Source organism: Collimonas sp. (genome assembly GCF_044339385.1).
Classification (GTDB): domain Bacteria; phylum Pseudomonadota; class Gammaproteobacteria; order Burkholderiales; family Burkholderiaceae_D; genus Collimonas.
The window spans coordinates 1-15,153 of sequence record NZ_JBIIVN010000046.1; the positions used below are offsets into that span (position 1 = coordinate 1).

Genomic DNA, 15,153 nt, shown 5'->3' on the forward strand with positions numbered 1-15,153 from the left:
GAACTCCGCCGTGTACATCTGTTTTGGTATCTTCTTCATTGCTGGTCTTTCCAAAGGATCGTTGATTTTACGTTACCTATGGAAGACTAAATTTCGGGGAAAGCTCAATAGCCAGCTCGGCTATTACACGAACTTCGTCAACTTGCTCGATCTGTGCGCCTTGGCGGTGCCGTGCCAGCGCCGCAGCGATGGCCTGCCCGCGGGCGTTACGTTAATCGCACCAAGTGGCGCAGATCGGCGTCTGGCCGCATTCGGGGCGCGAATTCAGACGCTTTTTGCAAGCGTTGTCAACGCAACCGAAGCCGCTGTGAGCACCGTCGAGCCGCTGCCATTTCAGGAGCCGACAGTCGCGCTCGCCGTAGTCGGCGCGCACCTGAGTGGCCAGCCACTTAACTGGCAACTACAGGAAGCCGGCGCGCGCTTCATCGCAGCGACCCATACCGCGCCGGAGTACCGGCTTTACGCGTTGGCCGACACCCAGCCGCCAAAGCCCGGGCTGGTGCGCTGCTGCGCCGATGAGGGGGCCTCGATCGCACTGGAAGTCTGGGAAATCCCGCTACGCACCTTCGGCAAATTTGTCGCCGACGTGCCCGCGCCGCTCGGCATTGGCACCCTGCAACTAATCAGTGGATGCACCGCCAAGGGCTTTATCTGTGAGCCGTCTGCGCTGGCGCACGGCAGCGGCGCCACGGAGATCACGTCGCATGGCGGTTGGCTGGCCTATCTCGCTAGCCGCAATGCCAACTGAAGACTAACGCTATTTCACTCTCAACCAAGGAATTAGACAATATGACCAGCCGCCGCAAATTCATCAAAAGCGCCAGCCTGCTCACGCTCAGCAATATTCTGCCTGTCCAATCGGTGTTGGCTGCACCGCAGACCATCGTCGGCGTGATTTACGTTGGCGCGCGCAGCGACTTTGGTTACAGCCAGGCTCAGGCAAGCGCTGTCAACGTGATCAAAAAGATGCCTCATGTGAAGGTGGTCGAACAGGAGAGCGTACCCGAAACAATCGCCGTGCAGAAGGCCATCGAAGCGATGATCGTGCAGGACGGAGCGACGCTGATCTTCGCCACTTCGTTCGGTTACTTTGATCCGCACGTACTAAAGATGGCGGCGAAGTATCCGCAGGTGCGTTTCGCTCATTGCGGCGGATTGTGGAAGCGCGGAAATCCATCGAATATCGCCAGCTACTTCGGCCATATCGACGAATACCAATACTTAAACGGGGTAGTTGCCGGCCATATGACGCAGAGTAAGAAGCTCGGTTTTGTCGCAGCAAAGCCGATTTCGCAGGTGCTGCGCAATATCAATGCGTTCACGCTCGGCGCGCAGTCGGTCGATCCATCGATCAAGACACAAGTTATTTTTACGGGCGATTGGTCGTTGCTGGTCAAGGAAGCGGAGGCTACCAATAGCCTGATCGATCAAGGCTGCGATGTGCTGACCTGCCAGGTCGACGGGCCGAAGGTGGTGGTTGGGACAGCGGAGAAGCGCGGTGTGATGAGTTGCGGTTTTCACGCCAGTCAGGCCGCGCTCGCGCCGCAGGGCTATCTGACCGGCGCCGAATGGGACTGGGCGACGCCCTACACGCAACTGCTAAGCGCTGCGCAAAGCGGCGCCCCGCAACCGAACATACTGCGCGGCGGTTTGAAAGAGAAGTACGTAAAGATGGCGCCGTATGGCCCGAAAGTAAGCGCCAGCGCGAAGCAGAACGCCGACTCGATCAAACGCAGCATGGAGGCTGGCAATTTTGTGATCTTTGAAGGCCCCATGAAAGATAACAAGGGCGCCACGGCAATTGCCGCAGGGGTGAGCCATGTGCAGAGCGATCGTATCCTGGAAAGTATGAATTATCTGGTGGCCGGCGTGGTCGGCTAAATTTGATGATGGTGTTTGTATGAGATAAGGAGTTGTGATGCGTCCCAACGCGCTTACCGCGAGAGTAATGCTGTGGCTTTGCCCGGTGCTACCGAGCGCCCTGGCAGTGCTCAGCACGTTGCTGCTGTTCTCGCTGTTCCTGCTGTTGCAGGGGCAATCGGCGCTCGATGCGATAGCGCTGATTTTCCAGGGGGCATTTGGGTCGTCGTTCGCCTGGCAGAGCACTTTGCTGCGCGCATCGCCGCTGATGCTCACGGCGCTGTGCGTGGCCTTGCCGGCCCAGGTCGGGCTGATCGTCATCGGCGGCGAGGGCGCGCTTGCATTGGGCTGCATGTTCGCGGCGATTGTCCCGCAGATGCTCTCGCCCGGCACGCCTTGGCTGGTCGCCACGCCGTTGATGGCGCTGGCTGGTATGCTGGCCGGCGCTATCTGGATCGGCGCGGTGGGCGCATTGCGGCAGTGGCGCGGTGTCAACGAGACCATCAGCAGTCTGTTGATGTCGTACATCGCCATTGCGTTGTTCAATCATCTGATCGAAGGGCCGTTGCGCGACCCGGCGAGTCTGAACAAGCCGTCGACCTTGCCCGTGCCGGACGCAATGATGATCGGCTCGATCCCTGGACTCGATATGCATTGGGGCTTGCTCTGGGGCGTCTTCGCATGTATTGCCGCCTGGGTGTTCATCAAATGCAGCATCAAGGGCTTTGCGATGCGCGTGACAGGCGGCAGCAATCGCGCGGCGCGACTGGTCGGCTTGCCTGTCAATTCGCTGACGCTTGTCGCCTGCGTTCTGGGTGGCGCGGCCGCCGGCCTGGCCGGCATGCTCGAAGTGGCGGCGGTGCAGGGCAGCGCAAATGCCTCGCTGCTCGTCGGCTACGGCTATGCAGGCATTCTGGTGGCCTTCGCCGCACGCCAGAATCCACTGGCGATCATTCTCTGCGCGCTGATCATCGGCGGTATCGAGGCCAGCAGCAGCTTGTTGCAACGACGGCTGGATCTGCCCGACGCCACCACGCTCGTTTTGCAAGGATTACTGTTCGCCAATCTGCTCGCGTGGGAAGCGCTCAGAACACACATCGCTGCCTGGCGCGCGAAATTGCAAGCTGCCATGCGCACCGATCTTGCTGTGCCACTGGAGCAGACCCATGCCTGATATCCAATCGCCGATTGTGATCCTGCTGCTGTCGCTGTTCGCCGGCGCGATTCGCATCAGTACACCGTATCTTTTCGTCAGTCTTGGAGAATGTCTCACCGAGAAGGGCGGTCGTGTCAACCTCGGCCTCGAAGGCATCCTCGTGTCCGGCGCGATGAGCGGCTATGCCGCTGCTTTTCTGACCGGCTCGCCATGGGCGGGAGTGCTGGCGGCGGGGTGCGTCGGTTTGCTGCTTGGCTGCCTGCATGGAATCGTATGCTCGTTGCCGCGGGTATCCGATATCGCATTCGGCATCGCGTTGATGCTGTTCGGCACCGGCATTGCCTATTATCTCGGCAAGCCGTTTATTGCACCGCAAGCACCGATGTTGCCTTTCATTAACCTCGGCGCGTGGGCGTCGTCGCCGCAATTGCATAACGCATTACAGATTAATCTGTTGTTCGTCATCGGCGTGATACTGGCCTTTGTTTTGCAATGGGGTCTACGCAATACGCGCCGGGGTTTGGTGCTGCGGCTCGTTGGCGATCATGCCGAGACGGCGCGCGCGATGGGCTATCCGCTGGCGCGCGTGCGCATTGCCGCGACCGCAGTGGGTGGTGTATTCGCCGGTATCGGCGGCGCGTATCTATCGCTGGCCTACCCGGGTAGCTGGAACGAGGGACTTTCAAGCGGACAGGGCTTGATGGCCGTGGCACTGGTGATCTTCGCCCGCTGGCAGCCACTGCGTTGCCTGTGGGCAGCCTTGTTGTTCGGCATCGCCGGCGCTCTTGGGTCGGCGTTGCAGGCAATCGGCTTGACCAGCGGTTACCACCTCTACAACGCCGCGCCGTATCTGCTGACGTTGTTGATCATGATCCTCAATTGCCGTCCGCATCGCCCGCTTGAGGGTGCGCCAGGTGAACTGAGTCTGACGCGTTGACCGTGTTTTCAAGGACATAACAGAAACTCAACAAGGATATCGCCCATGAATCGATTCATTGAAGCTAAGCCCTACCCCTGGCCTTACGACGGCAACCTGCGCCCAGAGAACACCGCGCTCGTCATCATCGACATGCAGACGGATTTCTGCGGCCACGGCGGCTATGTCGACAAGATGGGCTACGATTTATCGCTCACGCGGGCACCGATCGAGCCGATCAGCAACGTACTGCAACTAATGCGTGAGCGGGGTTTTACGATCATCCACACGCGCGAAGGGGCATCGTCCTGACCTCGCCGATCTTGCCCGCCAACAAACGCTGGCGCAGCCGCCGCGCAGGGACCAATGGCATCGGTATCGGCGACGACGGCCCGTGCGGCAAGATCCTCGTGCGCGGCCAGCTGGGCTGGGAAATCATCGACGAACTAAAGCCACTGGCGGGTGAGATTGTCATCGACAAGCCCGGCAAAGGAGCATTCTGCGCGACCGATCTGGAACTGATCCTGCGTACCTGTGGCATCGTTAATCTGGTGCTTACCGGAATCACCACCGATGTCTGCGTCCACACCACGATGCGTGAAGCCAACGACCTCGGCTTCGAATGCACTGTGCTAAGCGATTGCTGCGGCGCGACCGACAAGAGCAACCATGATGCCGCGCTACACATGATTACGATGCAAGGCGGTGTGTTCGGCACGGTGTCTGACTCGCAGGCGTTGCTCGCAACTCTGCTGTCTATATGAGCCGGATCATCATGTCAGTCGCTCCAAAAGCTGTGGGTATCGAAGTGCTGAACGCGAGCAAATCGTTCGGGATGTTTCGCGCGCTCGACGGCGTCTCGATCCGCATCGAGCCCGGTACGATCCATGCGTTGCTCGGCGAGAACGGCGCCGGCAAGAGCACGCTGGTCAAGGGGCTAGTGGGCTATGGCGTGTTTGACGATGGCCAGATCATGGCCGATAACCGCGAGGCGCAGATCGCCTCGCCGCGTCATGCGCAGGCCCTCGGCATCGGCATGGTGTATCAACATTTCACCTTGGCTGGGGGCTATCGGTGGAAGAAAATCTGTTGCTCGCGCACGGGAAATTGCCGTGGAAAATCGACAGAAAAGCCGAACGCGCTGCGCTGCTCGCATTCATGCAGCGCATGCCGTTTCGTTTGCCGCTGGATGCGCCGGTGGCAGCCGGCGAAAAGCAGAAGCTCGAAATCCTGAAACAATTGTATTTGCAGCAGCGCTTGCTGATTCTCGACGAGCCCACTTCGGTGCTCACGCCGCAGGAGGCCGACGAAGTGCTCGGTCTGATGAGCGCGTTGACGTCACGCGGCGAATTGACAGTGCTGATGATCACGCACAAGTTCCGCGAAGTCATGGCCTATGCGGACAATGTCACGGTGTTGCGCAAGGGGGGGGCGCAAGGTCGGCACGAGCGCGGTGGTCAACACTAACCGCGACGAACTCGCCGCCTGGATGATGGGCAGCGCCACGACAGACGCAACCAAGGAAGCCTCTTGGAGGGCGGCTGCTCCTATGGCGGCCGCGGCCCCACGTCATCCGACTGGCGCAGCCGCGCAGGTGCGCCTCGCGTTGCGTAGCCTCTGCGTCGAAGACGATCGCGGTCATACTGCGGTCAACTGTGTGTCGCTAGCCGTGCGTGCGGGCGAAATTCTCGGACTTGCGGGCATCTCCGGTAACGGTCAGAAGGAGCTGGTGGAAGCACTGGTCGGGCAGCGTCGCGTGAAGGCCGGTGACATGCAAGTGGCAGGTAAGGCCTACCACGCCACGCGCGCAGAAATGGCGCAACAGCGTCTCTTTGCGATTCCCGAAGAGCCGCTGAAAAATGCCTGTGTCGCAGCAATGAGCGTGGCGCAGAACCTGGCGTTGCGCAACTTCGACCAATCACCGTTTCGGCGTGGCGGCTGGTGGCTGGGCCGACGCGCCATGCGTCAACGCGCCGCGCAATTGATCGACGAGTTCAAGGTGCATCCGCCACTGCCTGAGCGTGAAATCGGCACCCTGTCTGGCGGTAATGTGCAGCGCACGGTGCTGGCGCGCGAGCTGGGGCAAGCGGTGAATGTGCTGATTGTCGCCAATCCTGTGTTCGGACTCGACTTCGCCTCGGTCGCCGATATCCATGCCAGATTGATGGCCGTGCGTAATACTGGCGCGGCGGTGCTGCTGGTCAGCGAGGATATCGACGAACTGCTGGAACTCGCGGACCGTATCGTGGTGATGGCGCAGGGCGAGTTGGTGTTCGAGACGCCCGCCTCGTGCGCAGATCGTACTGTGCTGGGTCAGCACATGGCCGGACACGGTGATACAGCCGTACCCCAACCCTCGTCGCCAGACGCCGTGCGCCAAGTACGCGCATGACAGCGCGCCGCAGCGCTTGGCAAGGCGGCATCGTCGGCTGGTCGGCGGCGCTGTCTTCTCGCACGACATTGATTGGCATATCCCGGCGGGGCAGTCAATCAGCCGGAACTGGTGGCTCAGGTGCAAGCTGCGTGAGTGAGGCGCGGCCTGGCCTAGCCGTCAGATACAAAGCTGGGTCAGTCTCAGTGCAGCGCACAGTTGGAAGATTGTCGCGGTCCATGTTAGTCTCATGCCCCAACCATAAAACGCCGATAATAAGCAAAAGAGGAGTGTGGCTTTATGAACGACGAGTCAACCAATCCGGTGAAAACTCCAGATGACCCGAAAACCCAGGCAATGCCCCACCTGCTAGCCGCAGCGAATCCGCTTTCAGAGCAGGTATATCAGCAATTGAAGAGCGATATCTTCAGCTTTCGCCTTTTTCCCGGTGACCGCTTTTCGGAAAACGACATTGCGCAGCACTACGGCGTTTCGCGCACGCCGATGCGTGACGGCCTGTACCGTTTGCAACGCGAGGGCTATCTGGAAGTCGGCTTTCGGCGCGGCTGGAAGGTGGCATCGATCAACTTCGCGCAAATCGATCAGTTGTACGATTTACGCATCGTGCTGGAAGCGGCTGCAGTCGAACGCTTGGGCGAGGGCGGCGATATGGCGCACGCAGCCGTCTAGTCGTTGAGGGCGATCTGGTGCGTCGGGCCGGAATTGCGCGAAACTGATCCAGTGAAGATGTTCGGTATGGATGAGGACTTCCACCGTCAACTGATCGCCGCCACTGGAAATGCGGAAATGCTGCGCGTGCATAACGAAGTTACCGAGCGTATCCGTATCGTACGACGGCTCGATTTTCTGAAGTCGCATCGTACCAGCGCCACTTACGAGGAACATTCGGCCATGCTCAACCTGATTGAATCGAGGCGCGTCGCCGAAGTTCTCATCCTACTCCGGGCGCATATCACGCAGAGCAAGCTTGAGGTGCACAAAATCACACTATTGATGCTTGCTGCAGCGCGCGATAGCAAGTTGCCGTTTGTTTCGTGAAAATCACGAATAGAAAATAAAATTGACGCCGCTCCCGCAATCGGCACGGTGAAAACCATCAATAAGGTGAGGCAAGGGATCTCACCGTCGATGGCATCAGATCAGATGTACCGCCTCGATCGGCTATGCGACAAGCACAGCCAGATCAGCCGCGACATCGCGATGCTGCCAGCGAATTGAATCAAGTCCGCCCTATAAGCAGCACCAGCAACGCACCCGAGCCGCCTTCGGCTGCGGTGGCCTGGCAGAATGCCAGCACTTCTTCTTTTTGCACCAGCCAGTTGCGCACCTTGGATTTCAGCACCGGCTCTTTATTAACCGAGCCCAGTCCCTTGCCGTGAATGATGCGGACGCAGCGCCAGCCGCGCCTGGCGGCCAGCCGCAGAAACTCGGCCAGGGCTTCGCGCGCTTCGTCGCGGCGCATGCCGTGCAGGTCGAGTTGCTGCTGGATGCTCCAGTGCCCGCGGCGCAGCTTGCGTATGACATCGGGGCCGATGCCGTTGCGGGCGAAACTGAGGGTTTCATCAGTATCGAGCAGGGTCTCGATATTGAAATCGTCCGACAGCGATTGTTCCAGCGCCGCTTGTTCATCGGCCAGGTGTTGGCGGGCAATTGGCAGCGGACGCGGCATGTCCGGGATGAATTTGGGCGGTACGGCCAGCGGTTTGACGTTGCCAATGCTGCTACGGAAAATGTCGGCATCGTGCCGTGCTTCTTGTTCGCGCCGCCTGGCTTCAGCGGCGGCGGCCTGGCGTGCTTCGTCCTGCGCCTTGATTTCCTTGCGCAGCGATTTGAGGGCACTAAAGTCTTTGATCGGGCCGGCCATGATATATACGTCTGCTAATAATGAAAGGCGGCGGTGTAGGGCAAGCTGCTAGCGGCGACAAGATCGCATCGATACCAGTAGCGCAGTGATGCTGTGGTGCTGTGGTGCTGTGGTGCAGTGGTGTACTGTACTAGCGACGCGTGGTGAGCACCAGGTGCCTGTCCACGCGTCGATCTGAGCTTAGTCTTCCAGGAAGCGCTGTGCATCCAGCGCCGCCATGCAGCCGGTGCCGGCGCTAGTGATGGCCTGGCGATAGATATGATCCTGTACGTCGCCGGCGGCAAATACGCCCGGCACACTGGTCGCCGTGGCCATGCCTTCGAGACCGGTTTTGGTCTTGATGTAGCCGTTGTGCATCTCCAGCTGGCCTTCGAAAATACCGGTGTTCGGCTTGTGGCCGATCGCGATGAATACGCCGTGCAATGTGATCGGCGTGATGCTGCCGTCGGTGGTCGATTTGATGTTGATGCCAGTGACGCCGCTGGCATCGCCGGTGACTTCGTCCAGCGTGTGGTTGTACTTGATGACGATCTTGCCCTCCGCAACCTTGGCGTTGAGACGATCAACCAGGATCGGCTCGGTGCGGAACTTGTCGCGGCGATGAATCAGCGTGACCTTGCTGGCGATGTTGGACAGATACAGCGCTTCTTCAACCGCAGTATTGCCGCCGCCGATCACGGCGACTTCCTGACCGTGGTAGAAGAAACCGTCGCAGGTGGCGCAGGCCGAGAAGCCTTTGCCCATGAACGCCTCCTCCGAGGGCAGGCCCAGGTATTGCGCCGATGCGCCGGTGGCGATGATCAGCGCATCGCAGGTGTATTCGCCAGAGTCGCCAATCAGACGGAAAGGTTTTTCCGACAACTTGGTGGTATGGATGTGGTCGAAAATGATTTCAGTCTTGAATTCTTCAGCATGCTTGAGCAGGCGCTGCATCAGTTCCGGCCCTTGCACGCCGTGTGGATCGCCCGGCCAGTTTTCGACATCGGTGGTGGTCATCAATTGGCCGCCTTGCTCAACCCCGGTAATCAGCACCGGGTTCAGGTTGGCGCGGGCCGCGTATACCGCAGCGCTGTAGCCCGCAGGCCCGGAGCCAAGGATCAGGACGTGGGCGTGCTTGGCTGGTTTGGTGGTAGTCATTGTTGCCTCTGGTAACGGATCTCAAAACAATTGCGGGGCAGGGCCAGGTGGCCGCCATAGCGCGGCCAACGGTGCTGTCCCAACGAATAAGACGATGGATACCTATTTAAAGCCGCGAGTAGCGGATAAATATTGTCAAGATCGTCAAATTGCAGGTAAAAACTCGGTAACATTATAGTCGAGCTGCGCGCCATGCGTGTAAGGTGGATTAAAAATCGGCGCTGAGTGAGCCAGGTTTGGCGTCATCCTGAATGAAGGCATGAAGCGTCGATCGGTTACATTGCAATCAGGCGCATAATTTCAATTCATGCAATTCATGCAATTCATGCAATTCATGCAATTCATGCAATTGATGTTACTAATTGAAATTGTAGTTAATTTGAATTGCAGTTAATTTGAATTGCAGTTAATTTGAATTGCAGTTAATTTGAATTGCAGTTAATTTAATTGCGGTTAATTCAATGGTAGTTAATTCAATGGTAGTTAGTTTAATAAATTCGATTATTTCAATCAACTATCGCTGAATTGAAAAGTGAGCACTTGATGCCGTTAAGATAGACGTGCTTTTGCAGCATGATTGAACAATGACAAAGAGGCAATGACGCAGTAACAATGCGGTGCCAATGTGGTAATAACGCAGCAACACCAACCGGATTTATGACTAGAACAAGCCAAGCCTATACCCGCAACCCCAAGCCGCAGGAGGCGCAGCCGCTGCCGAGCCGTCTGGCGCGGCTTTTGTATGAAGCGCGCTGGATCGTCTTTGCGGTGCTGACAGCCTATCTGGTGATTATTTTTGCCAGTTATTCAAAGATCGATCCAGGCTGGTCCCGCTCCGCCGCCGGCGGCCATTTGCACAATTGGGGTGGGCGCGTCGGCGCCTACCTGTCTGATTTGCTGCTGTTCGTGTTTGGCGCTTCCGCCTGGTGGTGGTGTGCGTTGCTATTCAAGTTTCTGTGGAACGGCTACCGGCGCATTTCGCAGCACTTTCTGGTGGAGACGAAGGTAGAGCCGGAGCATCACCAGGAAGGTCTGATTCGTGGTGCTGGATTTGTACTCATCATGATTGGCAGCATGGGTCTGGAATTTACCCGCATGCATTGGCTGGAGCATCGGCTCCAATTGCCGGGCAACCCGGGCGGTGTGTTGGGGCAACTGATCGGCAGCGGCGCATACTCGGCGTTGGGCTTTACCGGCGCGACCCTGTTGCTGCTACTGCTGTTTGCAATCGGCATCAGCTTGTTCTTTCATGTGTCGTGGCTGACGGTGGCCGAGCGTATCGGTGCCGGGATTGAGAACAGCTTGCTGTGGTTGAAAAATTTCTACGTCGCCCGAGAAGACCGCAAGGTGGGGCAAGTCGCCGCCGTCAAGCGTGAAGAAGTAGTGGTGCAGGAGCGTGCCAAGATCGTCGAAGCGCCGCCGATCCGTATCGAACCGCAGATCGTTGCGGTGCCGAAGTCGGAGCGGGTGGAGAAAGAAAAACAAACCACGCTGTTCCAGGATCTGCCGGATACCAATCTGCCGCCGCTGTCGCTGCTCGATGAGGCGCCGCCGCAGCAACAGACCGTCAGTGTCGAGACGCTGGAATTCACCAGCCGCCTGATCGAAAAGAAACTGTCCGATTTTGGCGTGCAGGTCAAAGTGGTGGCGGCCTATCCGGGGCCGGTGATCACCCGTTACGAAATCGAACCGGCGACCGGCGTCAAGGGCAGCCAGATCGTCGGTCTGGCGCGCGACCTGGCGCGCTCGCTGTCACTGACCTCGATTCGCGTGGTCGAAGTCATCCCCGGCAAGATGTACATGGGCCTGGAACTGCCGAATCCGAAGCGGCAAATCGTCCGTCTGACTGAGATCCTCGGTTCCAAGGTCTACAACGACGGCGTGTCCAGCCTGACGATTGCCCTCGGCAAGGATATCGCCGGCCACCCGGTGGTGGCTGACTTGGCCAAGATGCCGCACTTGCTGGTGGCCGGTACCACCGGCTCAGGCAAATCGGTGGGCATCAACGCCACCATCTTGTCGCTGCTCTACAAGTCCGACCCGAATCAGGTGCGCCTGATCCTGATCGATCCGAAGATGCTGGAGCTATCGATCTACGAAGGCATTCCACATCTGCTGGCGCCGGTCGTGACCGACATGCGCCAGGCCGGGCATGCGCTGAACTGGGCGGTCAACGAGATGGAGCGCCGCTACAAGCTGATGTCGAAGATGGGCGTGCGTAACCTGACCGGCTATAACCAGAAGATTGCCGAAGCCGACAAGCGCGAAGAAAAGATTCCGAATCCGTTTAGTCTGACCCCGGATGCCCCGGAGCCGCTGGAGAAACTGCCGACCATTGTCATCATCATCGACGAGCTGGCCGACCTGATGATGGTGGTCGGTAAAAAGGTCGAAGAACTGATTGCCCGTATCGCACAAAAAGCCCGCGCCGCCGGTATCCACTTGATTCTGGCGACACAGCGCCCATCTGTAGACGTGATCACCGGCCTGATCAAGGCCAACGTGCCAACCCGGATTGCATTTCAGGTCAGCAGCAAGATCGACTCGCGCACGATTCTCGACCAGATGGGTGCGGAAGCATTGCTCGGCATGGGTGACATGCTATACATGCCACCCGGCACCGGCCTGCCGATCCGCGTGCACGGTGCTTTTGTGTCGGATGAGGAAGTGCATCGGGTTGTCGATTATTTGAAGGAACAAGGCGAGCCGAATTACATCGAAGGCATATTGGAAGGCGGCGTGCTGGAAGATGGCACCGAGGGCGCGGTTGGCGGCGCAGCCTCCGGCGGCACCGAAGGCGACGAACTTTACGACCAGGCGGTGGCCGTGGTGCTGAAAAACCGGCGCGCCTCGATCTCCCTGGTCCAACGCCATCTGCGCATCGGCTACAACCGCGCCGCGCGCCTGCTGGAACAGATGGAAACCAGCGGACTGGTTTCAACCATGCAATCCAACGGCAACCGGGAAATCCTGGTGCCGGCGGGGAATGGTAATACGGAGTAATAAACATGCAAAAAAACATGCAAAAGAAAATAACCGCCAGCTTGGTTGGCAACAGGAGCAACAATATGTTTGCCAAAATCAAATCGGGTCGCTTGATCGTCGGTCTGTCTTTTTCGGTCGCCATGTTGCCATCTTTGACCAGCGCCAGCGCGTTGGAACAGTTCAAGTCGTTCGTCACAGGAACGCAATCGGCCAAGGGCGATTTTTCGCAGCAACTGCTCAAGATCGATGCGGCAACCAAGACTCAGAAGGTGTCCAGCACCTCCAGCGGCACTTTTATCTTTGCCCGTCCGGGCAAATTTATCTGGACTTACCAGAAGCCGTATGAACAGATATTGCAGGCCGACGGCGATAAGCTCTACATCTACGACAAGGATCTCAATCAGGTCACCACCAAAAATCTGGGCAATGCGCTCGGCTCGTCGCCGGCGGCGATCCTGTTCGGCAGCAACGATCTGGAGAAGAATTTCATCCTGAAGGAAGGCCAGGCCAAGGACGGCCTGGAGTGGCTGGAAGCCACGCCCAAAGCCAAGGACACCACTTTCGACCAGATCGGCATCGGCCTGCGCAATGGCTTGCCGGAAGCAATGGAACTGCGGGACTCTTTCGGCCAGGTATCGCTGCTGACGTTTAAGAATGTCGTCCGCAATCCGGCCTTGTCAGCTGGTCAGTTCAAGTTCGTGGTGCCGAAGGGCGCGGACGTGTTCGACAGTAATTAAGGTTGGTCGGGTAGGGCCGCAAAACCTGCCTACCCTACACCAGCTTCAAGAATTCCAGCTTGTTGGCGACACTGCGCCACGTCTCATGCCCTGGCAGCGGCGCCTGCGAACGCGTGATCGGCAGCCACGCCGGATGCGCCGCCAGGCGGGCGTTGATTTCGACGAAATGCCGTTGCGCATCGGGCAGATCGATTTCATTGTAGATCGCCCGACCGGGCACTCCGGTACGCACATCGAGCAATCGATACAGTCATCGGCAGCAATCACCAGAAAATTCGGCCCCTGGCGGAAGCAGTCCATCGGACAGACCTCGACGCAGTCGGTGTATTTGCACTGGATGCAGGAATCGGTGACGACAAAGGGCATAGTCTGGCGCTGAGCAGGTGGTGGAAGTGTTGGTGGTCTTGGCAGTGGCAGGGCATCCTCAGCGGACAATCGCCAGCGTCAAACGACGACAACGCGGATGCCGAAAATCGACCTGGATTTTCTCACAATGCGCATTTCCACGCTCAAAGACGTTGCAGTCAACTGCCTGCCGCGGCTGTTGCATAGCCTGCTAGACTATCTGTCCTGTAACCGAGTATATTCGCCGCCAATGCTTCGGTCCTTATTTTTGTCCTTATTTTCGCCCTCATGTCAGATCTGTTCAAAGTAGCACCCACGCCGCCCCTTGCGGAAGCCTTGCGTCCGGCAACGCTGGACGAAGTCATCGGCCAGAGCCATTTGCTTGGGCCAGGCAAGCCGCTGCGTCTGGCTTTCGCATCTGGCAAGCCCCATTCGATGATCCTGTGGGGGCCGCCGGGCGTTGGCAAGACCACGTTGGCGCGCCTGACCGCGAATGCCTTCAAGTGTGAATTTATTGCCTTGTCTGCAGTATTTTCCGGGGTCAAGGATATCCGTGCGGCGATGGAGCAGGCGGAACAGAACCTCGGCATGGGCAAGCACACCATCTTGTTCGTGGATGAAATTCATCGTTTCAACAAATCGCAACAAGACGCGCTGTTGCCCTATGCCGAATCAGGTCTGGTCACCTTCATCGGTGCCACCACCGAGAATCCCTCTTTTGAGGTCAACTCGGCGCTGTTGTCGCGAGCGCAAGTGTATGTGCTGAAATCATTGACCGATGATGAGCTCAAGCTGCTGCTGACCAGAGCGCAAGAGCAAGCCTTGACCCATCTGGAATTTGACGATCTGGCAGTGGATACGCTGGTCGGTTATGCAGACGGCGATGCGCGCCGCTTCCTGAACCTGCTGGAGCAGGCCGACACCGCTTCCCGCGCCGGAAAAACCAATCGGATCACGGCCGAATTTGTGCAAAATGCGCTGACGCTGAATGCGCGCCGTTTCGATAAAGGCGGCGACAATTTCTATGACCAGATTTCCGCTTTGCATAAATCTGTGCGCGGCTCGCATCCCGATGCCGCTCTTTACTGGCTGACCCGAATGCTGGATGGCGGCGCCGATCCGCGCTACTTATCGCGCCGCATTGTACGTATGGCCTGGGAGGATATCGGGCTGGCCGATCCGCGTGCCATGCAGATCGCCAATGATGCGGCGCTGACGTTCGAGCGGCTGGGTTCGCCGGAAGGCGAACTGGCGTTGGGACAGGCTGTCATCTATCTCGCTGTAGCTGCCAAGAGTAACGCGGGCTACAACGCTTATAACCAGGTGCGGGCATTTGTGAAGCAAGACAAGTCGCGCGAGGTACCGGTTCATCTGCGTAATGCTCCGACCAAGTTGATGAAGGAGTTGGGCTATGGGCATGAGTACCGTTACGCGCATGATGAACCCAATGCCTATGCCGCTGGTGAGACTTATCTTCCTGACGGCATAGAAGAGCCTGGTTGGTATCAACCTGTTGCAAGAGGACTGGAAGTCAAAATTGCTGAAAAGCTTGCTCTCCTGCGGAAGTGGGATGAGGAAGCTGGCGAATAATTAAAAAACAAAGAGACTTTGAGCTTCCCTCGATTTTTCGTCTCCCAACAGGTGGCTTTTATGCCGCCTGTTTTTCCTGATGTTGCTCAGTGAGCCTGTCATCTAAATACTGGCAGGGTGAACGATAGCCAAGCGTCGAATGCTGCCGTTGGCGATTATAAAAGACTTCGA

8 protein-coding genes and 5 pseudogenes are annotated in these 15,153 nt (G+C 58.1%); 10 read left to right on the forward strand and 3 right to left on the reverse strand.

The features are described 5' to 3' along the window. The 7 genes and pseudogenes from ACIQ0R_RS05190 to ACIQ0R_RS05220 all read left to right on the forward strand — a co-directional run. A pseudogene (locus ACIQ0R_RS05190) lies at window positions 1-748 on the forward strand (hypothetical protein); the annotation flags it as partial. A gap of 41 nt (window positions 749-789) precedes the next feature. After that, window positions 790-1,881, forward strand: a complete 1,092-nt coding sequence (locus tag ACIQ0R_RS05195) for a BMP family ABC transporter substrate-binding protein (protein ID WP_395824501.1) — start codon at window positions 790-792, stop codon at window positions 1,879-1,881. Window positions 1,882-1,918: 37 nt separating this feature from the next. Continuing rightward, window positions 1,919-3,034 carry an ABC transporter permease gene (locus ACIQ0R_RS05200; RefSeq protein WP_395824504.1) on the forward strand — a complete coding sequence of 372 codons (1,116 nt, stop codon included), beginning with the start codon at window positions 1,919-1,921 and terminating at the stop codon, window positions 3,032-3,034. After that, window positions 3,027-3,953: an ABC transporter permease gene (locus tag ACIQ0R_RS05205; RefSeq protein ID WP_395824507.1), complete on the forward strand. Its 927-nt coding sequence runs from the start codon at window positions 3,027-3,029 to the stop codon at window positions 3,951-3,953. Before ACIQ0R_RS05200 ends, ACIQ0R_RS05205 begins: the two co-directional genes overlap by 8 nt. Before the next feature lie 45 nt (window positions 3,954-3,998). Beyond that, window positions 3,999-4,696 (forward strand): annotated as a pseudogene (locus ACIQ0R_RS05210) (cysteine hydrolase family protein). 11 nt (window positions 4,697-4,707) lie between these two features. Then, window positions 4,708-6,324, forward strand: a pseudogene (locus ACIQ0R_RS05215) (ABC transporter ATP-binding protein). A gap of 279 nt (window positions 6,325-6,603) precedes the next feature. Further along, a pseudogene (locus ACIQ0R_RS05220) lies at window positions 6,604-7,362 on the forward strand (GntR family transcriptional regulator). 181 nt (window positions 7,363-7,543) lie between these two features. Here ACIQ0R_RS05220 and ACIQ0R_RS05225 read toward each other — a convergent pair. Continuing rightward, on the reverse strand, window positions 7,544-8,188 hold the full coding sequence (locus ACIQ0R_RS05225; RefSeq protein WP_395824509.1) for a Smr/MutS family protein: 645 nt from the start codon (window positions 8,186-8,188) through the stop codon (window positions 7,544-7,546). Window positions 8,189-8,368: 180 nt separating this feature from the next. Further along, window positions 8,369-9,325, reverse strand: coding sequence for a thioredoxin-disulfide reductase (gene trxB / locus ACIQ0R_RS05230; RefSeq protein WP_395824512.1), 957 nt, complete (start codon window positions 9,323-9,325; stop codon window positions 8,369-8,371). A gap of 657 nt (window positions 9,326-9,982) precedes the next feature. Between trxB and ACIQ0R_RS05235 the strand changes: the two genes are divergently transcribed. Together ACIQ0R_RS05235 and lolA are read left to right on the forward strand one after the other, a co-directional pair. After that, the gene (locus ACIQ0R_RS05235; RefSeq protein ID WP_395824515.1) at window positions 9,983-12,328 is read left to right on the forward strand and encodes a DNA translocase FtsK; all 2,346 of its coding nucleotides are present in this window, start codon (window positions 9,983-9,985) and stop codon (window positions 12,326-12,328) included. 65 nt (window positions 12,329-12,393) lie between these two features. Next, window positions 12,394-13,047: an outer membrane lipoprotein chaperone LolA gene (gene lolA, locus ACIQ0R_RS05240; RefSeq protein WP_395824518.1), complete on the forward strand. Its 654-nt coding sequence runs from the start codon at window positions 12,394-12,396 to the stop codon at window positions 13,045-13,047. A 34-nt stretch (window positions 13,048-13,081) separates the two neighbouring features. Here lolA and fdxA read toward each other — a convergent pair. Continuing rightward, window positions 13,082-13,413 (reverse strand): annotated as a pseudogene (gene fdxA / locus ACIQ0R_RS05245) (ferredoxin FdxA). A gap of 267 nt (window positions 13,414-13,680) precedes the next feature. On the opposite strand from fdxA, the gene ACIQ0R_RS05250 reads away from it, so the two are divergent. After that, window positions 13,681-14,982 (forward strand): replication-associated recombination protein A, encoded by a 1,302-nt coding sequence (locus ACIQ0R_RS05250; protein ID WP_395824521.1) that lies wholly within the window; start codon window positions 13,681-13,683, stop codon window positions 14,980-14,982. Window positions 14,983-15,153: the final 171 nt, after the last annotated feature.